Below are 21,107 nucleotides of genomic sequence, written 5' to 3'. Positions count from 1 at the left end.
GCGAAGGAGTGCTAAGTGATGTTATATGGGCCAACAAATCGGATGCTTTCGATCCTCCGCGCCGCGCATTGCCGCAGCACGCATCATCGATTCGCCATCGACGCAATTCCGCTCGTCCGCACGCCTGCGGGTGAGCGCTTGGTTGGCCATCTGTTGCGCCATCATCGCCGCTATCTGGCGGGCGCGAAGGATCCGGATCTCCGGTTTCGCGACTTTCATAATCACGTGATCCACGTCGATGATGGCTATTGGGGCGGGGCTCCGCGAGTTGCCCATCAATGGTATGAGCGACTGCAGCGCTACCTGCGGACGGATCGCTGGAGTGACGCCGCACACGCAGCCGGCGTGCTCAGCCATTATTTCACGGACCCCATCCAACCGCTGCATACCGTGCAGTCGCCCGTCGAGCGGGTGTTGCACCGGCCGATGGAATGGAGCGTGACGAAGTCCTACGCATCACTGCTGACGCAGTGGCAGGAGGACTGTGATCGCACCGTGTTTCAGCTATCGAACAGCCCCGGATGGCTGGGGGAGGCCATTTTGACTGCCGCGGGTGTGGCTCACGATAACTACCGCACGCTATTGGCACACTACAACCTGAAGGCCGCTCGGTCGAACCCAGCGGCGGGCTTGGATGAAGTCTCGCGAGACTGTTTGTCGCAACTCATCGGCCTTTGCATTACCGGTTGGGCGCGTGTTTTGGAACGTGCCGCCGAAGATGCCGAACGAGCCCGTGATCAGGAGCTGCCTCGTCCGGGGATCAAACTCGCCACGTTCTCCGCTGGACTGCGCATGCCGATGCAGTGTTTGGTGCGGCGCATCGAACACCGTCTCGAACGAAAAAAAGTGCTCTCCATCATCGACGAGTTCGCCGCGACCGGACACGTGGTGCGAAATCTAGCGAGTGAGCAACGGGTGATCGAAAAGGTCTGCCAAATCTACACCCGAGAGCGTCAATACAATCGATTGCGTGCCGAGCGGCAATCCACGTCGGACATTCGAATCCTCGAATTCCTGCAAGTGGATGACGGAATCGCTCAAGAGACCACTCAAGGGACCGATCGAGGCACCCCAATCGGCCGCAGCGTTGCGACAGGAGCCATCGAGTTTCCATTAGGAAAAAAGGCGGCTTAGACGATCGGCACGACAACCAGCGCATCGGATCGACTTGCTACAATAGCGGCCCGGTCGCTTTTGGATTGGTGACCTGCTCCCTCCTTCCCTCCACGCGATCGATCCATGCCCAACGCTCCGAATGATTCGGCCACTTCATCGAATGGCAATGAGACCACAGCTCCCCTGAGCTCGCTTTCACCGTCAACGATTGTGATGCTGCTATCCGCAATGATGTTCCTGCAGTTTTTCGCGTGGGGGTCGTGGTTTGCGACCCTCAGTGCCGCGATGGACACGCATCTGCTCGGTGCTTTCATTGGCGGCGCCTACGAGGCCGCGCCGATCGCCGCCATTTTCGCGCCCTTGTTCCTCGGTTTGGTCGCCGACCGGTTCTTCGCCTCTGAAAAGGTGATGGGAGCGTTGATGCTGTTAGGGGGGGTGATCATGTTGTTCATCCCGGGACTCGCTGAATCGGCGTCGACGTTCGCGGCCGAGTCCGCTGCGAAGATGCGTGCCGACGGCAGTTTCGAAGCCCAGGCGTTTTTGGAGATGCAGTCAGCTGAGAACACGTCGGGCAAGGCGTTGGTATGGTTGATTCTAGCGCACCTGCTGTGTTACATGCCGACGCTTGGTCTGGGCAATACAATCGCATTCACGCACATTCCCAGCCAGGATCAATTTCCCAAAATCCGTGTGTGGGGCACAATCGGCTGGATCGCCGCGGGACTGACACTCGGCATCCTCGGCTGGTCGGCCTCCTACAATATTTTCTGGTTAGGGGCCGCCAGTTCATTGACGCTCGGGGTGCTGTGCTTCTTTTTGCCAAATACTCCGCCACCGCTACGGGGCCAAGCGATGAACCTGCGGAGCCTGTTGATGGTGGACGCGTTCAAATTGCTCGGCAACTGGAATTTCTTTGTCTTTGCGGTGTGCTCGACACTGATCTGCATTCCGCTGGCCTATTACTACGGCATGACGGCGACGTATCTCAATCAGACGGGGTTCATTGAACCCGGGGCCACGATGACGCTTGGCCAGATGTCCGAGATCTTCTTCATGTTGCTGATCCCGTTTTTCTTCCGCCGCTTGGGCGTCAAGAAGATGATCTTGATCGGAATGGCGTGCTGGGTGGCCCGTTATCTGTTATTCGCGTACGGCGCTACCGATCAAACGACCTGGATGTTACTGCTCGCCGTGGCACTTCATGGGCTCTGTTACGACTTTTTCTTCGTCACCGGATTCATGTACACCGATGCCAAGGCGTCCAAAGAGATCCGCGGCCAAGCCCAGGGTTTGCTTGTCTTCCTGACCCAGGGAGTGGGCATGTTTTTTGGGTATCGGATCATGGCAGGTGGGAATCTATTTGGATTCATCCCGCTCAATCTCACCTTCGGAACGTACGGCGATCAAGTCACCGCGGCGCCACTGTATGTTGAGACGCTCAGTGCGGCTCGGGGAAAACCAGAGCCGGTGTCATTTTTAGAATCCTTCACGCAGATGTTCTCACGCCATTTGCCGGAATCTCTCGACCCGGCAATCTTGGCGGAAACCATGGCTCAGTGGCGAAATTTTTGGTTGTCGCCGGCGATCATGGCGTCTGTCATCTTTGTCCTCTTCGCAGTCGCCTTTTGGGATCGTACGAAAACGACTTCGACAACGGAATCAGATGCCTAGGCGATCGGTTCGACGCCAATGGCGTTGCCCGTGAATCCCTATCAGCCGAGTCGCTCGGGCACCGAAATGGTGGCCAATGGCGATCGGGGCGCAGCCGATGAGATTGCGTTTGGTGGAGTGATCACCCCGCAGGACTTCGCAGCGATGATTCCGCACCGCAATTTTGTCCGCGTGCTCCTCGTGTTCGTTACCCCAGTGTGTGTGATCTGCGCTCTGGCGGCCATTGCAGCGGCGTTGCGCGAGTTCAACGGCAATGCCTGGACACTCCCGGTGTTTCTCGCCAGTGGGGCGGTGCTGCTGGGGATGCCGATCGGCATCTACCAATTGCTCGCAGGTAAGCGGTCGGGGAGAATTCTGCGGCGGCGTCCTGATTTGTTGGGGACGGTCCAGGGCAGCATCAGTGATGAGGGAATGCTGCTCGACGATGGGTTACGGAGACACTGGTTTGCCGCCAGCGCGATGCGACAGTCATGCGTATTGACGTCCGGCATTCGCGTTCAACTGGCCCAGGACCCCTATCACTACCTCGCACTTTCTATGCGACTCTTCGATGACTTTGATGCACAGCGACTGAAGTCATGGGTACAACAGTGGCGACGCCAAGCCGCGTCGATGCCCCCTGCGGAGCATCCAATCCTCTGCACTACCAAACTCGGCATGCCGCCGGCCGATGCCGTCGGCTTTTCCGGCCAAGTGAGTTTGCAAGTGCCCACGGACACGCCTGCCAACCGTAAACAAGCATGGTCGCTGACGGTTCAACTGGCTATCGCGATCATCATTTTGATCGGTGCATGTGCTTCCGAGCCCGGTCGTCTGAATGGCTTCATGCTGACGACGCTCATCGCAACGATCCTCTATTCGTGGGCCGTCTTTGCAACGTGGCGACTGATTCGTCAAGGCGTGAGGTTGCAGACGATCACCCAGTCCGGATGGGTCAGCAAGGGTGAGCTATTGATTGAATCTGAGGGCAACGCGTCACGGTGCCCCCTTTCGTGTTTTCTCATCCAGCCGATCCCCGATCAAAACGTGATCTGGTTCACCGGCGAAGTCAGCATGATTGCCATTCCAAAGGACATCCTCTCGGCGAGCGATGACTGGCAGAAGTTGCTTGACTGGTGCAACGCATCTTGATTCCAATAGCTGCGTTGCTTCGCGTGGAATGAAAATGCAAAAAACAGAGAACGAGTGTCAGCCCGGAGTATTGGACTCTCCCGGATAGGGTTCTAAGTGGACAAGGACGTCTCGCAGGCTGATGAACTCCGCGAGCAAGTGGTCCTTGACGCGGTGGCCGATGCGATGCCCGTCCGCGACGGTCATGTCCTGGTCGACTTCGATGTGAATATCGGCGAAATATTCGAGTCCCGACTTCCGCACCCACAGGGTCTCGACATCTTCGACACCGTCGACGGAGACTGCCGCATCACGGATCCGATCCACGAATTCGGAGTCAGCCTGCACGTCCATCAATTCACTGGCGCTGGCTCGAAACAGTTGGACCCCGGTCCAGATGATCGCCATCACGACGACCAGCGAGGCGGCTTCGTCTGCCCACATGAAGCGAGGGCCACCGATGCGAACCGCGGCCAGGCCGACTAGCACAGCCAGAGCGCATAACGCATCACTGCGATGATCCCAGGCGTTTGCGATGATTGATGCCGAGCCGGTTCGCTTGCCCACACGCACTTTGTATCGATACAGGCTCTCCATGATGATCACATTCGCGCCGGCAATCCACAGCGTCCACGCAGGAGGGACGGTGTGTGGGGTCCCGAAGTGATGCAATGCCTCCCAGCCGACCAACAGGGCCGAGACGATGATCAGGAGTGCCACGTTCGACGCGGCGATGCCCTCGGCTCGCGAGTGACCGTAGGGATGCTCGGCATCTGCTGGACGCTGCGCAACACGCAAGGCGAACAGCACGGCGAGAGTGGTCACAACATCGCCAATGGAATTGACTGCGTCAGCAACGAGGGCAAATGAACTGCCCGCGATGCCACCGACAAGCTTCACCACGCCCAGCAGCAGGTTGATGACCAAGCCCAAAAGCGCAGCCTGGCTGACCTCGCGGTACAGGCTCGAAACGCAATTCCGATCATTCAACGTTTCAAATTCGCAGTCTATGGTTTCTAGCCCCGGACGGATGTCCCAGGGCTATGTGCTGTCTTGGGTCTCGACGGACGTCCGTTTACCGGGCCGCCCGCAATTGGCCACGGGCGCGGTGGACAGCGGTGTCTTTAATCTTCGCCAACGCGGGCGTTTCACTGGGCAATTCCAACGCATCGCTGAGGGTCTTGCCAGCCTCTTCCGCACTGAGCGAATCCACTGCGATCGCTCGCGCGGTCAACACACTGACGACGTCCCCTTCGACTTGAGCAAAACCGCCGTCGACGAAAAATCGTTTCATCCCCTCACTGGTCTGCAATCGCAGCACACCATAGCCAAGTCGCCCGATCATGGGAGCACGGCCGGTCTGTACGCCGAGTTCACCGTCATGCATAGGCAAAGCGACAAACTCGGCTTCCCGGTCCAGTTCCGTTCGTTCGGGCGTGACCACGACACATCGAATAGTCATCGTTTATTTCGACTCCATCTTCTTGGCTTGCGCTTCGGCTTGCTCGATCGCACCAACATACATGAAGGCTTGCTCGGGAAGGTGATCCCACTTGCCGTCGCAGATTTCTTCGAAGCTGCGAATGGTATCGGCCAGCGATGTGATCTCCCCTGGCTTGCCGATGAAGACTTCGGCAACCAAGAAGGGCTGGGACAGGAATCGTTCGATCCGACGTGCTCGGTGAACGATTGTCTTGTCTTCTTCGCTGAGTTCATCAACACCGAGAATTGCGATGATGTCTTGCAGTTCGCGATAGCGCTGCAAGATCGTTTGGACGCGGCGGGCGATCGTGTAGTGACGGTCGCCGACGTATTGCGGGTCAAGGATCCGCGAGTTCGATGCCAACGGATCGATTGCGGGATAAATTCCCTTTTCCGAAATCGAGCGTTCGAGGTAAATGAACGCGTCGAGCTGGCCGAATGCCGTTGCGGGGGCAGGGTCCGTTGGATCGTCCGCAGGAACGTAAACGGCTTGCACGGACGTGATGGCACCCTGCTTGGTCGATGTGATGCGTTCTTGGAGAGCACCCATTTCCGTTGCCAACGTTGGCTGATAACCCACTGCCGAAGGCATCCGGCCGAGGAGTGCCGACACTTCCGAACCCGCTTGCGAGAACCGGAAAATATTATCGACGAACAACAGTGTGTCCTTGCCCGTCGTGTCGCGGAAATACTCAGCCATGGTCAGGGCGGAGAGAGCGACACGGAGCCGCGAGCCTGGTGGCTCATTCATCTGTCCGAACACCATGCAGGTTTGCTCGATCACCTTGCGGCCGGTCGAGCCGATGTCGGTGTCCTGCATTTCCAACCACAGGTCGGTGCCTTCGCGGGTTCGTTCGCCGACTCCGGCGAACACCGAGTAACCACCGTGGCTGCTAGCGATCCGAGCGATCAACTCGGTCAGAATCACTGTCTTGCCAAGTCCCGCACCGCCGAACAACCCTGCTTTCCCACCGCGAACGAACGGCGTCAGCAAGTCGATGACCTTGATGCCTGTCTCGAACAGTTCGGTGTTCGTCGACAGCTCGTTGAGCGGTGGAGCTTGACGGTGAATGGGCCAGAAATCGTCGGCTTCGACGGGGCCGCGTTTGTCGATCGGTTCGCCGAGTACGTTGAACACGCGTCCGAGCGTCTTTTGACCGACGGGCACCGTTACCGGTTTGCCGGTATCGACCACGTCCATTCCCCGCATCATGCCTTCGGTGCTACCCAGGGCGATCGCTCGCACGCGGCTGCCACCGAGGTGCTGCTGGACTTCGCCAACGAGATCAATCGTGACGCCCTTGTGTTCGCTACGAATCGTCAAGGCGTTGTAGATTTTCGGTAATTGACCCTCGGGGAACTCGGCATCGAACGTCGATCCGATGATCTGAGAGACACGACCGACAGCTTGGGTTTCAGTTGCACTGGACATGGGAAAAACTCTTCGTAATTAGCTATTAGCTATTAGCCGCTAGCTTCTAGCTCGGAAAATAAGGAATGTTTCGGCTCCCGAAGGAGCGCTAAGTGTTTGGTTCAATCGGACTGAAGTCGGAGTTCAAAAAAGCTAGAAGCTCGAAGCCCATAGCCACCCGGCGTTAGCCTTCGAGAGCTTCGACGCCGCCGATGATTTCCATGATTTCGCCCGTGATTTGACTTTGACGTGCACGGTTGTAGGTCCTTGAGAGTTGCTTGATCATGTCACCCGCACTCTCGGTGGCTCCCTTCATCGCAATCATTCGAGCGACTTGCTCGGACACCGCGGAATCCAGGAAGCATTTGAACAGCTTGACTTTAAAGCTCGTGGGCACAACTTCTTCGAGAATACTCTCAGCCGAAGGTAGGAATTCGTACTGCGAGTTGGTTCCTGCGGATGCTCCCGAATCCGATGCGTCGCTCGGCGCGTCGCTCGCGAGCGAACCGAGCGGTAGCAGCGTTTCGATCATCGCAACCTGTTTCGATGTGCTGATGAACTTCGTGTAAATCACATCGAGCCGGTCGATTTTTCCAGTGATGTACTGTGCCAAGTAGTCCTCAGCGATCTTTTCAACTTCGTCGTATGCTGGCTGATCTTCAAACTGCAGGAACCGCTTGTCGGTATCAATGCCACGAAATTTCAGTCCGTTCACACCACGCTTGCCTGATGCGTCCACCGTAACCTGTCCAATTTCCTCACCGAGGGAACGGATGTGGGGCATGGCCGTTCGCAAGATCGAAGCGTTGTATCCGCCGCACAAACCACGGTTACTGGCGAGCACCAACACTCGTGACGCGTTGATTTGGTCGCGTTGTTCGAGCAGCGGATGCTGTACGTCAGTACCCGCATCAGCGAGGCGTTTGACGATCTTGGTGATTTGATCGGTGTACGCGGTCGCAGCCGCTGCCCGATCCATCGCCTTCTTGTAGCGAGCTGTGGCAATCAATTCCATGGTCCGCGTGATCTTGCGGATATTGCGAATCGATTTACGTCGCTTGTCGAGAGCACGTGCGTTGGCCATGGCCGATTACCTTTCGCCGACTTGGTAGATCGTTTTAAATTCCTTCACTGCCGTGACAATTCGTTTGACGATATCGTCCGTCAGTTCAGGCTTCTGAGTCATATCGGTAATCAGCGACTCGTGCTTGTTGTGAACAAACTCGAGCAACTCTTTTTCAAACCGTTGGACCTCTTTAACCGGCACATCGTCGAGCAGTCCATTCGTGCCTGCATAGATGCTGATTACTTGCTCGGCGACCGACAGTGGTTGATACTGGGGTTGCTTGAGCAACTCGACCATTCGGTAGCCGCGGTCGAGTTCTTTCTGTGTGGCAGGGTCGAGATCCGTCCCCAACTGAGCGAATGCTTCGAGAGCCCGGAACGCTGCGAGTTGCAGACGCAGCCCACCGGAGACCTTCTTCATCGCCTTGGTCTGTGCTGCACCGCCGACGCGAGACACACTGATCCCGGGGTTCATCGCTGGGCGAACGCCGGAGAAGAACAAGTCAGGCTGCACGTAAATCTGACCATCGGTGATCGAAATCACGTTGGTGGGAATGTACGCGGAAACTTCACCTTCCAGGGTTTCGATAATCGGCAGACTCGTGATCGAGCCACCACCGAGTTCGTCGCATAGTTTTGAAGAGCGTTCGAGCAGACGACTGTGGCAATAGAACACGTCGCCGGGGTATGCTTCGCGGCCCGGTGGGCGACGCATCAGCAAACTCATTTGGCGATACGCAGTCGCTTGTTTTGACAAATCGTCATAGACGACGAGGGCGTGGCCACCGTTGAACATGAAGTGTTCTGCCATCGCGGTCCCGGCGTAGGGTGCGATGTACTGCAGTGGTGCGGGGGCGGACGCTCCGGCGGCGATGACCGTGGTGTACTCCATCGCTCCGTAGCGTTCGAGCACGTCAACGACACTGGCAACGGCTGAATCCTTTTGACCGATCGCGACGTAGAAGCATTTCACGCCCTGACCCTTTTGGTTCAGGATGGCGTCGATTGCGATCGCGGTCTTGCCCGTTTTACGGTCACCGATAATCAGCTCGCGTTGTCCGCGACCGATCGGGGTCATGGCGTCGATCGCCTTAATGCCCGTTTGCAGCGGCTGCGTGACCGGTTTTCGGTCGGCCACACCTGTCGCGATGATTTCCACGGGACGGGTGATGTCCGACTGCACGGGCCCTTTGCCATCGAGTGGGTTGCCCAGCGGATCGAGAACGCGGCCGATTACCGCGTCTCCGGCGGGAACGGACAGCAGTGTGCCGAGTGCTTTGACCTCATGGCCTTCCTCGATCGTCAAGTAGTCACCGAGGATGATCACCCCGACGCTATTCTCTTCGAGGTTAAACGCGAGTCCGATCGAACCGTTTGGGAATTCGACCATTTCGCCTGCCATGACTCCCGAGAGTCCGTACACGCGGGCGATCCCGTCACCGACTTCCAGGACCGTGCCGACTTCGCGGACGTCGACCTTACTGTCAAACTGTTCGATCTCGGCTTGCAAGACCGATGCGATTTCGTCGCTGTTGAATTTCACTGGACCGTACCGTTATTTTTCAATGATAAAGACGTTGAGGGATGTTTTTCTAGATGGACACAATTTGCTGAAACCGAACCCATCGGGCCGAGGTGCAGCGATATTTTGGAACCCGCCGACGATCAGCTATCGACGAACTGACTGGACTGGTCGATCAGACGGCGAGCAAATCCAGCGGCGGCGGCATCACCGATCTTGTCCAATCGACTGGCTACCGACGAATCGAACACGGTATCCCCCACTCTGATCACAAGTCCGCCGATGATGTCGGGATCAACAACTTCGTGCAGCCGAACCGTTTTACTGAAATATTGATTCAGTTGACGGTTAACGTCTTCACGCAATTGGTCAGTCAGCGGAACGGCTGTGCGAACTTCCGCGAGCAAGCGACCGGTTGCCTCGTCGTGCAACTTGGTCAACGCATCGCGAGCCGCACCGATGTACGCGAGCCGATGCCGGCCGGCCATCACCTTGAGGAACTTCAGCAGCGTCGGATGGGCGTCGGCGAGCAAGCGGTCGAGCACGCGACATTTCTCGTTGGCATCAATTCGCGGTGAAGCAAACGCAGCTTGCAACTTCTCGCTGTGAGCCAGCCCGTCATCACACAACGCGTTGAGCTCGCTGATGACCTGTTCGGTCGAGCCCTCCGCCTGTGTCGCACTCAATAACGCCCGGGCATAAGTCTTACCGAGTTGTTCGGCACCGACATCGTGCGTAGTGGATTGAGAAACAGATTCGGACACTTCAAAAGTCTCAGAGGAAAGGCTGCGAAAAGTATTGGACGTCGACCCGAATCTAGGAGTGCTCCCAGAACCGGCCTGACATTGGTACTGGATCGTCTAATTATTGCTGGGTAATCTCTGCATCGCCTGAGCGATCAGATCAGCGTGATCAGCCGCGGTCAATTCCCGACCAACGACTCCTCTCGCCACTTGCATCGCCATGTCGGAAGTTCGCGAGGCAATGTCAGCCATTGCGACTTTCTTGGCGTTTTCGATGTCAGCGACTGCACGCTCACGCTGAGCCACTGCTTCGGCTTTGGCTTGATCGACAATCCGCTGGCCAGTCGCTTCGGCATCACGTCGGGCCTCGGCGAGCATGGCATGGGTTTGTGTGGCTGCCTCATCGAGTTTGGACTGGTAGCCCGCGAGAATCGCTTGCGCTTCCGCGTTTGCTTTCTCAGCTAATTCCAGGTCCTCGCGAATTTTATCTTCGCGAGACTGCAATCCACCAAGGACACTGGGCCACACAAAGACCGATAAAACGGATAGAACGCAGACGAAGACGACCAAGTTCCAGAACGCCGACCCGAAGTCGAAGGACAGGATTGGGGTCTTCGCACGTTCGTCGTGAGAGTCCGCCTCAGCATGCGCCTCGCCGTCTTCGGTGAATAGTTCGGTCTCAGCCTCACCATTCTCCATCACGTCGGCATGGGCGAGCGAAGGCACAGCAACCATCGCGGTGCCCGCGAGACCTACTGTCAATAGTGCCGAACCCGACAGCGCCGGGAGGCTCAAGCAGGTCATCAGACAAAGGGCGAGAAAGCGTTTCATCGATCAGCTCAGTGACAAACATTCAAGACGGGAGTAACGAACCGGGGCGACCGCAGCCGACCACGGCACCATGAGTTCCAAGTCGTGGGGCATCGCCCGGACTAGGATCGGCAGAGCAGGATAAACACAAGTGCAATCACAGTCACACCTTCGATCAGTGCCGCGGCGATAATCATCGCGGTTTGAATTCGGCCGCCCGCTTCGGGCTGGCGGGACATCGCGTCAACCGCACTGCCACCAATGCGACCGATGCCGATACCGGCACCCACGATGATCAAGCCAATACCAATACCAAGACCCATGCGTCCAAAGTCATTTCCGACAGACTGGGCCAAAATCATTGCCATTTCCAACATCTTCTAAGAGCTCCGTAAATTTTTGAGCGGGTAAAACAGGGGTCTGTAGTCAGGTAATCGATCGGTAAACATTCCGCTGCCGTCGAAAAACACGAAGGATGATTCGATCAGCGTAAGGTGGAAGCCCCGCCCGAGATTCATGAGGGGGCCAAGCATAGAGAGAAACGGTGGACATCGTCGATGGGGCTAAGACGTCTAATTTGCCAAGAAGTCGCTTTTCTTGGTGGTTTTGACGCCGCTGCGACAATATGTCACAGCTGAGGGCCGCGAAAGGGTTCCCATCTCGCTAGAATGTCAGCCCCAAATTTGCTCGTCAGTCTGCCGTCGTTTGCCAGGACGTGACACCACCCCTCCGGGACACTAAAACAGGGCCTATGAATACAAATACAGCGGTCGACGCCGACGAGTCTCATCCGATTCCGCTACCGAGCATGGAAGATGCTCTTGTGATGGTGCGGGCGGCGATTGGGCAGTTGGAGTTCGCCCGACAATACACACTGCAGTTGCTTGACGCGACACCGCGCGAGCGGTGGTATGAGATTCCACCAGGGAGCGTGACGAATATCGCGTGGCAGGTTGGCCATCTCGCTGTCAGTCAGTACGGCTTGATGATGTTTCGGATGCGGGGCCGACACCCCGACGACCTGGATCTGATACCCGGTCGCTTTCGCAAGGCGTTCGGCCGCGGTTCCACACCACCGCAATCGTCAGCAGGGCACCCCAGCCCAGCGGAACTGTTGGAAAAACTCAGTGAGGTGCACCGCAAGGCGCTCCAGGAGGTCGCGGGGGTCCAGCCAGAAACGTTGCTGGAGAGTGTTGAAATGCCCTACGCCGTGTATCCGTGCAAGCTCGGTGCGATCCTATTCTGCCCGATGCACGAGACCCTTCACGCCGGGCAGATTGGGTTGACGCGCCGCGGACTGGGCTTGGAGCCGATTCGATGAACGATGACTCCAGCATGGGATCGACGAGCGATAGCGACCCGCAAATCGACGAGCCGCCTCAACCGGGCATTCGAACGGTCGACGAATCCATCTATGACCATCCCAAGTATTACGATCTTGTGTTTGGCGCCGATGTCGCTGCCGAGATTAAGTTCATTCTGGCGTGCGAGCAGGCGTTCGGCAGCAGCAAAGTGGGCTGGTATTTCGAGCCTGCGTGCGGGACGGGAAGGCTGATGTATGCACTTGCGCGTCGTGGTCTGGACGTGTGCGGGCTCGATCTGAATGGGAAAGCCGTTCGGTTCTGCAACGAGCGTTTGCAGCGGCATTCGTATCCGATTGGCGCCATTGAAGCGGATATGTGCGATTTCTCGCGGAAGGATTTTGCCGGCATTCTTCCGAAGTCACGCAGCAAGCACGGCCCGGTTAGCGTCGCATTTAACACGATCAATAGCTTTCGCCACGTCGGTAGCGAAGCTGCAGCACGCGGGCATTTAGAGTGCATGGCCGACATTGTTCGGCCCGGCGGCATCTACCTGCTCGGTGTTCACCTAACGCCCACGTCGGTTCCGCCGAGTGAGACTGAAAGCTGGTCAGCTCGTCGAGGTCACCTGGCGATCAACACGCACATGTGGACGATTGATCGAGACAAGAAAAAGCGGCTGGAGCAATTCGGTATTCGCTTCGACGTTCATACGCCGAGTGGCAGCTTTCGCATTAACGACGTGCTGCGACTACGCAGTTACACGCCGCTTCAAATGCGACGCTTGATCGCTGCGAGCGGCAAATGGGAATGCGTCGCCACCTACGACTTCTGCTACGACATCGAAGAACCGATCAAGGTGGATGCCTCGACCGAAGATGTCGTCTACGTGCTCCGCAGAGGCTAGGACCCCGCAGGCGATAAGGCATGCGCGGCCTGAGCGAAGGGTGTTCTCGAGATCACTCCGGGGTGGCCTGGACGGGACAAAAGTCCCGTCCGAAAATCTTGCCGATTTCCCGGAGGCAGGGGCGGGATCGCTACTTGTAACGGTCCTCGTAGTTTTCGTCCTTCTCTGCCATCTCCTGGTTATAGTCCTGCATTTCCTGCTCGTTCATCGTTCCCTCGCCGGGATCGACAACCGTGTTCCCGGAGGAACCGCATCCCGCGAGGGGGATCGTCAAGAACGCTAGGAATAGCAGCGAGTGAACCAGGCGAGGGACGGTAGCGAATTGCTTCAACATGGTATTCAAGTCTCATCTAGATAGGAAAAAAAGCGGTGGCAGTCAGTTAAAACGGAAGGTCAATGACCTCCTTTCCGCTCCGCGTTCCCATGGCCCCCCAAACCCCATAGGGTGATTTGGCACCGGGACGATTGTTCTTCCAGATCACCTGGGCATGTTGATTACCCGCCTCCACGCTATCGGTAATGAACTTGACCGCACCGTCACCCATCACGATTTGAACGCCACCTTGGTGGTTGCTGCTCGGGGGAGCAACCGTCCAGGCGGAATCCGATCGGTTCGGCATGACCAGCTCGCCGTTGGGTGGCAGGATCGTCGTGACCACGGAGTAGATGTAGGCAGCATCCGCCCAACGGAACCCACGACCGTAGCCAGAGTTCAAGTTCTCCACGATCGTCTGCGTGCTATCGCTCCAGAATTGAGGTCTCTCTGGATCTTTGGCGCCGGTGGTTTGCGCCCAGCCGGGGTCATTTCCGAGTTGTACGAAACCTGGACCCACTGCGGCGTCGGTCGTCGTGCGTCGGGGGTCAACATGCGTGGCCATTTCGGCCAGCATCAGAGTGTTGCTCAGTCCATCGGTAATATCGCGGAACTCCATGGCAGGCCGACTTTGACCGTTGCCGAGTCCCTGAACGCCGTTGACAGCAGAGCGAAACACAAAGAAACCACGCAGCGACGCATTGGTATGAATGGCGCGTCCTTGGTCCTCGTAATAGAACCCGCCGGATGCACCCAGCGGTCCCGCATCGCCATAGTGCAAGCTATCTCCATAGCTACAATGCGTAGTTAGAGCGGCCCATCGCAGGCAGTCCCCGGCCCGGGTCGCTGGGGCAGCGGTAGGCGCCGATGTCCGTCATCCATGGCGTGTAGTTTCGGTCCCACGCACGCGGTCCCATCGCGGGGAAATCGATCGTGCCGTCGGCGTTGTAATCCATCGGATTGGAAATTTGCTGCCACAGAGCTTGCTGCTCGATGTACGGCAAGATTGGAATCAACCAGCTGATCCGGCGGCCATTCCCATTGTTGCTGTTACTGGTGATTTGGCTGCCAGCCTTGTTGTCGGTGCCGCCGCCATTAACGGGCAACTTGTTGAACGCGCTGTGGTAGTTGTGAATTGCCAAACCAAGCTGTTTCATGTTGTTGCTGCAGCTCATTCTTCGAGCCGCTTCGCGAGCGGCTTGCACGGCGGGCAGCAACAAGCCCACCAAAACACCAATGATTGCAATCACCACTAGTAGTTCGACTAGGGTGAAGCCACGTGTGACGCGGCCCTGTCTCTGTAATTCCATCTAAGAACCCTCGACTGCGAGAAAAGAAAAGCGAACAGACAGAAGCAACCCTGTCTGCGTCGGAGACGGTTGCTGGCCGTGCTGGCCAGCACCCCCCTCTGACCGCAGTATTGCGGAAAATTTACTCGCTGTCAAACTTTTGAGAGGTGCAAAGTCCCGCAAGGAGCGTTTCATGCGTGGAGGGCGACTGCGAGGTTTCGGCGGAATATGCGGGGGGTATCGACTGCGTCCTTTGGGATGTGGTCGGATATCGGCCCCTGTTGCGGGTTGTCCCGAGGGGAGATTGCCTGCGCGTGAGGCGGTGCAACGCGTGGTACCTCACGCCCGGTGCAGAGGTGGTGCGCCGCCGGATCGAAAGATGGCAAGGGCGTTTTTAGCCCGTCGCGATGGCGTGATTGAGAGGGCTGCCTACAAGACAAGGGCTGCCTACAAGAGTGGGCTGACGAGCCGCAAGGTGTTCTCTAAAAGTCGCGGTAGGAATGCTCGCGCCTCCCATTTCTCAGGCTGCAACTGATCCGAATCGTTGATGTAGGATTGCTGCAGTTCTCGCAATTCGGTCGCGAACTCAGTGTTATATACAAACAATGCAACCTCATAGTTCAGCCACAGGCTCCGCATGTCTAAATTGACCGTGCCAAACATCGACATCGAGCCATCGACCATGATCGACTTGGTATGCAGTAGGCCATCGCGGTACAGGTAGAGTTGCACGCCAGCATCCATCAGTTCGTCATAGTACGAGCGACTGGCGTAGCGAGTTAATAGCGAATCGACTTTTTCGGGCATGATCAATGAAACCTGAACTCCGCGACCAGCAGCACCGCGGACGGCGCGAAGCAAGGAATCATCGGGGACGAAATACGGAGTCGTCATGATCAGTTCGTGCTGGGCTGCGTTGATCAGTCCGAGCAGCATCTGCAGCAGGCCATCGGCGGTTTCACCGGGGCCCGACGGAATGATCTGCATGTCGACTTGGCCGTCCGGTTCGATCAATCGTACACCGGAGTCCTCGACCAGGTGGTGGATCGATTTCCCCGTTTCCACCATCCAGTCTCCTAGCATTGTCGCGGCCAGGGGAGCGACGGCCGCGCCGCGGATCCGGACCATGGCATCGACCCATTGCCCGACGCCAGAATCTTGCTTGAAGAATCGAGGATCGACAAGGTTCATGCTGCCCGTCCAGGCCACGTCGCCGTCGATCACGACGATTTTACGATGCAGTCGCAGGTCGGTGCGCCCGACGAGCGTGCGGAAGATCCCGACGGGTAGAGCTTGATGCAGTTCAACGCCGGCGGCGCGGAGGCGTGCCGGTTGGCTGCTGTTCCACCACGCTCGTGCACCGAGTGCGTCGATCAATATCCGGCAGCGCACACCTCGCTGCGCGGCGGCAATCACGGCCTCGAGGACATCGTCGGCGGATCCGCCCTGACTCCAAATGTAGAACTCCATCAAGACACTTTGCTGAGCGGCGGCCACGTCCCGGGCAATGTGTGCGAGTATCTCCTGCGTGTCCGAGATCAATTCGAATTGACTGCCGCAGACGGTGGGGCTGCCGATCGTGGATCGCCCCAGTTTGTCGAGACCCTGAGCGGTGGCCGGATGCCGGTTCCACTGCACCTCTGTCAGTCGCTGACGAATTGCCACATCGCCGATCTCCCGAAAGCTCTTGGTCAGGCTCGCGATCCGTGACGCCCTGCGTTTGCCGATCCTGCGTTCGCCAATCAACAGGTACAGTGTGATCCCCACTGCCGGTAACAGTGCGACAACGAGAATCCATGCCAGCGCAACCCCCGTAGCTGGCCGGACCATGATGACCCTCACCAGTACCGCCAGCACAGTCAGGGTGTGGACGATCGCGATGAGCGTTGCGGGGCGGAGTAGCCATTCGAGCATGTCATTGCCTTGAGCGTGTGGTCAGGCGAAGTAAAGGAAGGTAGCGGAAGGGCGGGGCTCACTCGATCGGCGGTACCTCAGTAGTCCACGCGCGTCGGCGCGGTTGCTGGCGTGGTTTCGATCGGCGGTAGGCCAAGCTCTTGACGCAGGGGGGCGAGGATCTCGCGTGTGCGACTGGTACCACAGCGGGTGACCCCGAGTTCTCGCACGGCCCGCAGTCCGGCGAGATCACGGACGCCTCCCGCCGCCTTGACCTGAACGCCTGACGCAGCGTTCTGGCGCATTAGGCGTAGGTCGTCGTGAGTCGCACCACCGCTGCCAAAGCCCGTGGATGTCTTGATCCAATCCGCGTGGAGTTCCGAGCAGATATGGCAGAGTCGCACCTTCTGTTCATCGCTGAGGTAACAGTTCTCAAAGATCACCTTCACCTTCTGGCCGACTTCATGGGCAACGCCGATCACGGCGGCAATGTCGTCGAGCACGTAGCCCCAACGGCCGCTGACGACGCAGCTGATATTGACGACCATATCCAGTTCGCTACATCCGTCGGCGAGCGCCTGCATGGCCTCCGCTCGCTTGACCTCGGTCGTGTTCACGCCATGCGGAAACCCGATGACCGTCGAAGTTTTGACCGTGCTGCCACGCAGTCGTTCGGCGCATCGGGTGACGTAGTAGGGCATGACACAAACACTCGCGACGTCGTAGGCGCGAGCGAGTTCGATGCCCGCGTCCAGTTCGGTTGTCGTGAGATTGGGTGCCAACACGGCGTGATCGATCAGCTTGGCAAGTTCGATGTATGGGGCGCTCGTCGTGGGCAGGTCAGGCATCGGGGGCAGGTCAGGCATCGTGGGCAGATCAGGGGAATGGGAGGTGCGAATGCTCGTAGGGGCGGGGGGCGTGCTCGAGTCCAACGCGTTGGTAAGCCGGTGGGGGAAATTCAATCTGGATCACCCCATGGGCTGTTCCGGCCTTCGCCGCATGTTGATTGCAAGGACCGTGGCGAACGGGCTGTTGATTTCGTCGAAGTACCACCGATGCTGGGTCAGCCGAATGCCGGGTCAGCCGAATGCGGGGGAAGGCGTCGGGTAACACTCGCCATCCGGCCGCCTCCGCGACTGATGCTTATTCAATCAGCAGACCGCGAACGCCAAAACGGCGGATCGAACGAAACACTTTCCCTGCCCCGCTTCATAGCGGGCAAAAATGATCGGGGTCGGGGCCGTGTCTCTGATATACTAGCGAGACGCGAGCGTACCGTCGTGGTAGGCCTCGCGACTTTTCTGCCTGGGGCTGCGTGGGGGTCTGTGATGTGTCGGATTTTAATTGAATCGGTGATGTTGACGAGTCTGTTGTGGGTGGCGGTGTTCGCCGGTCCCGCATCCGCTCAGCCACCGGCAAACGGTTCACCCCTGGATGCGGGCCTGAATCTCGCCGGCGGCGGAGGAGCCATCGCTGCGAACGACCGGATTGAGGGTGGTGGAGGGAATGCTGCCGGCGGTGGCTCGATGGCCAATTTCGGCCCCCTGATGAGTCTCGTTCAAACGACCATTGAACCGGATTCCTGGGAGGCTCTCGGCGGTGTGGGCACCATGGCGCCCTATCCTCAAGGCGTGATGGTGGATCCCAGCGGGTTGCTGCACGAAATCGATACGAAGGACATCGCCGCAGGTGGCCACGAAGCGGCCATTGCGGCGCTGCTCGCCCAGCCCCCCGGCGACGACCTGTCGGCCGATAGCACTGATTGGCGGGCGCCCGCTCGCATTCGTTGCGTCTCCATTCGCCGCATGATGCAGGCGCTCGCCGGGCGAGTTCTCAATCGTCAGACGCTAACACGAACCACCCCTGCCGCGGTGTCGGCGGACGTCGCTGACGAATCACTCGATGATGCGTTCGGCGCGATGGCGGGGCTCTCACGCGTTGCCGTGGTGATGGTGACCCAGGACGACGTGATTTTGGCTGGCCCCGTCGCCGGATTCGACGACATCGATGGCTGGCGGGTTGACCGTCAATCGGGATTGCCACCGATCAGCTTCGTGTCGCTGGCGATTGGCGTGAAAGCCGCCCGCAGTCGCACGCCCTACGGATGCACCATCGATCCCACAACGGATGGTCTCAAATCTGCGGCTGCTATCGGTCAACAGATCGTTGCCGGAAACGTTCCAATGACCCGTGCGGCAGACCAGCTCGCCGGCGCTCTGGGGCGACAGGATATCACCGTGTTCGGAACGACGGCGTCTAACGAGGTCGCCTACGTGATGGTGGAAGCCGATCGGCACATGAAACAATTGGCGTTGGGGGTCGAGCCCCTGCCGAATCGGGTTCGTAACTATCTGCAAATGCTTTCGTCCACCGGCGATGGGACGCCGCCGACGGATTTGCTGTTGAGACTGTGGTTCACTTCGCATCCCCTCGAAGTGCGTGCCAGCGAAGTGGATGGTGATCGGATTGTACAGCTCGCGGGCACGCCGATTCGTTTGAGCGGAGAAAACGAGCGAGCCCAACTCGATGGTGCTCGCGGCAACCGCGTCATCGATCCCACCTCACTCGCTTTCGTTGACCATTTTAATCAGAACTGGGGCAGCATTCGGTCCAAGTATCCCATCTACGGTGCTCTTGAATCGGTATACATGGCCACCGCCATCAGCGAAGTATGGCGACGCATGGCGATGACGTCTGATCACGAAACGCTGCAGCGAGCGGTAATGTATTTCGCCGCTGAGCACGCGCGAACGTTGGTGCCGCCACGTCAAGTCGACTCGATCGCAGTCCTGCACCGCTATCGGCACGGCCGGAAGAACCACCAAGTCCTGATGGCCAGTGGCGGCGTCAAAATCGCTTCCCAAGAATTGATACCGCTTCAATTGGAGGACTACCCAGGTCTTCAGTCGTTTGCGCCCATTCGCGACGGCCGGCCGACCGACCGCTGGTGGTGGAATGGGCAACTCGACAAACGATGAGCAATCATCTCCCCCGGCGAAACTCAGTCGGGACCTCGGTGCAGGAAACCGCAGTCCGGGACGATGGCACGAAAGTTCTGCCCGCTCCCCTCGGTTAGTGGGTCCTCGGTTAGTGCTCCCCTCGGTTGGTATGCCCCTCGGTTGGCGGTCGTCCCTCAGCTGGCAGCGATGAAGAGATCGATGACGCGGTTACCAGCGGGGGTGAAGCTGACTGCCCTCCCTGCCCCGGGGCACGTCGACCGGTATAATACGAGTGCACGTTTGGCGGTTCTGCTGAACACGTCTTTTTTTGACCTCATCTTCAGCTCACATCGGTTGGCATGCCTTCGCAAAGTCACACGTCGGAAGTGCTCACGTTGGCGTTTCTCCTATTGCTGTCCCCAAGTGTCCTGGCGCGAACTGCTGTGGCGGAGCAATTTGTCTTCCGCGATCTTGTGGATGGAAAAGTCACCGGTAAGAAACACGTCGTCAATGGTGAGGCGGTGGTCGAAGCTGTCGATGGCGGCGTGTTGGTCTGTGGTGATGATGGGCGTCTGTGGACGATCCAGCCCGATCAAATCACCCATCGTGAACCCGGGCCACCACCACCACCGGTCAGTCAGGATGAAATCGAGCGGCGGATGCTCGCCGAACTGCCGACTGGGTTTGCGGCCTTTCGCACCGCTCATTACGTGGTCTTGCACCAGGGGAATATCGAGTATGCGCGCGATGTTGCGACATTGTTCGAATCTCTTTACCGGTCGTTTTTCGCGTACTGGAAGAACCAGCACGTCGACATTGAGGCGCCGAAGTACCCGCTCGTGGCCGTCGTGCTCCAGGATCGCGAGGAGTTCCTCAACCACGCCAGCGATGAGATTGGTGATGCTGCTGCCAACCTGATCGGTTACTACCATCTCGCCAGCAACCAGATGACGACGTATCGGGTGCCGAACATTGAGCGCAACATCGCAACGATTATCCACGAGGCGACCCATCAGCTCGCCTACAACTGTGGTCTGCAGACCCGATTCGCGGACAACCCGATGTGGGTGAGCGAGGGATTGGCGATGTTTTTCGAGTCCCCTGATTTATCGAATCCACGAGGCTGGCGCGGTGTGGGCCGCGTCAACCCCGTCAACCTCCGGAGATGGCACAGCTATCAGTTTTCGCGTCCCAGCGATTCACTCGTCACGATGTTTGCCGATGACTCGCGGTTCCGTTCTGCCGCGACTGCGGAAGACGCCTATGGCGAATCGTGGGCATTCACGTACTTTGCACTCCGCACGATGAAGCAGCAATACACCGATTACTTGCAGCAACTCAGCAAGATCAAGGCGCTGGAAGAACGGACTGGTCGTGAGCGGATCGAGACGATCGAGTCCGCCTTCGGCATGACGATCGCGGAACTGGATGAGAAATTTGTCAATTACATGCGCCGGGTGCGGTAGCTGAACTTTTTTGTTGTCATTGACGCTAGCGGGTGTGGCGCCGACAATCAGGCTTTCGTTTGGCCCTCG

General features: G+C 58.1%; 18 protein-coding genes and 1 pseudogene. 7 read left to right on the top strand and 12 right to left on the bottom strand.

The features are described from left to right. Positions 1 to 18: 18 nt before the first annotated feature. The 3 genes from SH410x_RS18105 to SH410x_RS18095 all read left to right on the top strand — a co-directional run bounded on the left by SH410x_RS18105 (position 19) and on the right by SH410x_RS18095 (position 3,918). A complete protein-coding gene (locus SH410x_RS18105) occupies positions 19 to 1,134 on the top strand; it encodes a zinc dependent phospholipase C family protein (protein ID WP_473669576.1) in 1,116 nt (371 codons plus the stop codon). 195 nt (positions 1,135 to 1,329) lie between these two features. Then, a complete protein-coding gene (locus tag SH410x_RS18100) occupies positions 1,330 to 2,787 on the top strand; it encodes an MFS transporter (RefSeq protein ID WP_473677338.1) in 1,458 nt (485 codons plus the stop codon). A gap of 30 nt (positions 2,788 to 2,817) precedes the next feature. Continuing rightward, a complete protein-coding gene (locus SH410x_RS18095) occupies positions 2,818 to 3,918 on the top strand; it encodes a hypothetical protein (protein ID WP_473669574.1) in 1,101 nt (366 codons plus the stop codon). Positions 3,919 to 3,975: 57 nt separating this feature from the next. On the opposite strand, the gene SH410x_RS18090 is transcribed toward SH410x_RS18095, so the two are convergent. The 8 genes from SH410x_RS18090 to SH410x_RS18055 form a co-directional block, all read right to left on the bottom strand. Then, positions 3,976 to 4,887, bottom strand: a complete 912-nt coding sequence (locus SH410x_RS18090; RefSeq protein ID WP_473669572.1) for a cation diffusion facilitator family transporter — start codon at positions 4,885 to 4,887, stop codon at positions 3,976 to 3,978. A gap of 85 nt (positions 4,888 to 4,972) precedes the next feature. Next, complete coding sequence (locus SH410x_RS18085; RefSeq protein WP_473669570.1) at positions 4,973 to 5,359, bottom strand: F0F1 ATP synthase subunit delta/epsilon; 387 nt, start codon at positions 5,357 to 5,359, stop codon at positions 4,973 to 4,975. 3 nt (positions 5,360 to 5,362) lie between these two features. Then, on the bottom strand, positions 5,363 to 6,811 hold the full coding sequence (atpD, locus tag SH410x_RS18080) for a F0F1 ATP synthase subunit beta (RefSeq protein WP_473669568.1): 1,449 nt from the start codon (positions 6,809 to 6,811) through the stop codon (positions 5,363 to 5,365). 163 nt (positions 6,812 to 6,974) lie between these two features. Then, a complete protein-coding gene (gene atpG, locus SH410x_RS18075; RefSeq protein WP_473669566.1) occupies positions 6,975 to 7,874 on the bottom strand; it encodes an ATP synthase F1 subunit gamma in 900 nt (299 codons plus the stop codon). A gap of 6 nt (positions 7,875 to 7,880) precedes the next feature. Then, complete coding sequence (gene atpA, locus SH410x_RS18070; protein WP_473669564.1) at positions 7,881 to 9,398, bottom strand: F0F1 ATP synthase subunit alpha; 1,518 nt, start codon at positions 9,396 to 9,398, stop codon at positions 7,881 to 7,883. A gap of 122 nt (positions 9,399 to 9,520) precedes the next feature. Further along, the gene (gene atpH, locus SH410x_RS18065; protein WP_473669562.1) at positions 9,521 to 10,141 is read right to left on the bottom strand and encodes an ATP synthase F1 subunit delta; all 621 of its coding nucleotides are present in this window, start codon (positions 10,139 to 10,141) and stop codon (positions 9,521 to 9,523) included. 96 nt (positions 10,142 to 10,237) lie between these two features. Beyond that, the gene (locus SH410x_RS18060; RefSeq protein ID WP_473669560.1) at positions 10,238 to 10,951 is read right to left on the bottom strand and encodes a F0F1 ATP synthase subunit B; all 714 of its coding nucleotides are present in this window, start codon (positions 10,949 to 10,951) and stop codon (positions 10,238 to 10,240) included. 101 nt (positions 10,952 to 11,052) lie between these two features. Then, entirely contained in the window at positions 11,053 to 11,307 is a 255-nt protein-coding gene (locus SH410x_RS18055; RefSeq protein WP_473669558.1) for an ATP synthase F0 subunit C, read from the bottom strand. 374 nt (positions 11,308 to 11,681) lie between these two features. On the opposite strand from SH410x_RS18055, the gene SH410x_RS18050 reads away from it, so the two are divergent. Beyond that, complete coding sequence (locus tag SH410x_RS18050; protein WP_473669556.1) at positions 11,682 to 12,251, top strand: DinB family protein; 570 nt, start codon at positions 11,682 to 11,684, stop codon at positions 12,249 to 12,251. Continuing rightward, complete coding sequence (locus tag SH410x_RS18045) at positions 12,248 to 13,138, top strand: class I SAM-dependent methyltransferase (RefSeq protein ID WP_473669554.1); 891 nt, start codon at positions 12,248 to 12,250, stop codon at positions 13,136 to 13,138. Before SH410x_RS18050 ends, SH410x_RS18045 begins: the two co-directional genes overlap by 4 nt. Before the next feature lie 130 nt (positions 13,139 to 13,268). Here SH410x_RS18045 and SH410x_RS18040 read toward each other — a convergent pair whose 3' ends face one another. The 4 genes and pseudogenes from SH410x_RS18040 to deoC all read right to left on the bottom strand — a co-directional run bounded on the left by SH410x_RS18040 (position 13,269) and on the right by deoC (position 17,481). Then, positions 13,269 to 13,472 (bottom strand): hypothetical protein, encoded by a 204-nt coding sequence (locus SH410x_RS18040; protein WP_473669552.1) that lies wholly within the window; start codon positions 13,470 to 13,472, stop codon positions 13,269 to 13,271. A 46-nt stretch (positions 13,473 to 13,518) separates the two neighbouring features. Continuing rightward, positions 13,519 to 14,761: pseudogene (locus SH410x_RS18035) on the bottom strand (DUF1559 family PulG-like putative transporter). 426 nt (positions 14,762 to 15,187) lie between these two features. Continuing rightward, positions 15,188 to 16,654: a cardiolipin synthase gene (gene cls / locus SH410x_RS18030; protein ID WP_473669550.1), complete on the bottom strand. Its 1,467-nt coding sequence runs from the start codon at positions 16,652 to 16,654 to the stop codon at positions 15,188 to 15,190. Positions 16,655 to 16,731: 77 nt separating this feature from the next. Continuing rightward, positions 16,732 to 17,481 carry a deoxyribose-phosphate aldolase gene (gene deoC / locus SH410x_RS18025; RefSeq protein WP_473677337.1) on the bottom strand — a complete coding sequence of 250 codons (750 nt, stop codon included), beginning with the start codon at positions 17,479 to 17,481 and terminating at the stop codon, positions 16,732 to 16,734. Positions 17,482 to 17,961: 480 nt separating this feature from the next. On the opposite strand from deoC, the gene SH410x_RS18020 reads away from it, so the two are divergent. Together SH410x_RS18020 and SH410x_RS18015 are read left to right on the top strand one after the other, a co-directional pair. Continuing rightward, positions 17,962 to 19,611: a DUF1598 domain-containing protein gene (locus SH410x_RS18020; protein ID WP_473669548.1), complete on the top strand. Its 1,650-nt coding sequence runs from the start codon at positions 17,962 to 17,964 to the stop codon at positions 19,609 to 19,611. 320 nt (positions 19,612 to 19,931) lie between these two features. Continuing rightward, entirely contained in the window at positions 19,932 to 21,038 is a 1,107-nt protein-coding gene (locus tag SH410x_RS18015) for a DUF1570 domain-containing protein (protein WP_473669546.1), read from the top strand. The last annotated feature ends 69 nt before the right edge of the window (positions 21,039 to 21,107 follow it).

The organism is Rhodopirellula sp. SH410 (assembly GCF_055811895.1).
This window is presented reverse-complemented; position numbering and strand designations above follow the sequence as displayed.

Excerpts from the sequence above, each read along its gene's own strand:
- SH410x_RS18055 (WP_473669558.1), bottom strand. The coding sequence starts at position 11,307 with ATGTTGGAAATGGCAATGATTTTGGCCCAGTCTGTCGGAAATGACTTT.
- SH410x_RS18040 (WP_473669552.1), bottom strand. The coding sequence starts at position 13,472 with ATGTTGAAGCAATTCGCTACCGTCCCTCGCCTGGTTCACTCGCTGCTA.
- SH410x_RS18045 (WP_473669554.1), top strand. The coding sequence starts at position 12,248 with ATGAACGATGACTCCAGCATGGGATCGACGAGCGATAGCGACCCGCAA.
- SH410x_RS18015 (WP_473669546.1), top strand. The coding sequence starts at position 19,932 with ATGCCTTCGCAAAGTCACACGTCGGAAGTGCTCACGTTGGCGTTTCTC.
- SH410x_RS18100 (WP_473677338.1), top strand. The coding sequence starts at position 1,330 with ATGCTGCTATCCGCAATGATGTTCCTGCAGTTTTTCGCGTGGGGGTCG.
- SH410x_RS18020 (WP_473669548.1), top strand. The coding sequence starts at position 17,962 with ATGTGTCGGATTTTAATTGAATCGGTGATGTTGACGAGTCTGTTGTGG.
- SH410x_RS18105 (WP_473669576.1), top strand. The coding sequence starts at position 19 with ATGTTATATGGGCCAACAAATCGGATGCTTTCGATCCTCCGCGCCGCG.
- SH410x_RS18060 (WP_473669560.1), bottom strand. The coding sequence starts at position 10,951 with ATGAAACGCTTTCTCGCCCTTTGTCTGATGACCTGCTTGAGCCTCCCG.
- cls (WP_473669550.1), bottom strand. The coding sequence starts at position 16,654 with ATGCTCGAATGGCTACTCCGCCCCGCAACGCTCATCGCGATCGTCCAC.
- atpG (WP_473669566.1), bottom strand. The coding sequence starts at position 7,874 with ATGGCCAACGCACGTGCTCTCGACAAGCGACGTAAATCGATTCGCAAT.
- deoC (WP_473677337.1), bottom strand. The coding sequence starts at position 17,481 with ATGCCTGACCTGCCCACGACGAGCGCCCCATACATCGAACTTGCCAAG.
- SH410x_RS18085 (WP_473669570.1), bottom strand. The coding sequence starts at position 5,359 with ATGACTATTCGATGTGTCGTGGTCACGCCCGAACGAACGGAACTGGAC.
- SH410x_RS18050 (WP_473669556.1), top strand. The coding sequence starts at position 11,682 with ATGAATACAAATACAGCGGTCGACGCCGACGAGTCTCATCCGATTCCG.
- atpD (WP_473669568.1), bottom strand. The coding sequence starts at position 6,811 with ATGTCCAGTGCAACTGAAACCCAAGCTGTCGGTCGTGTCTCTCAGATC.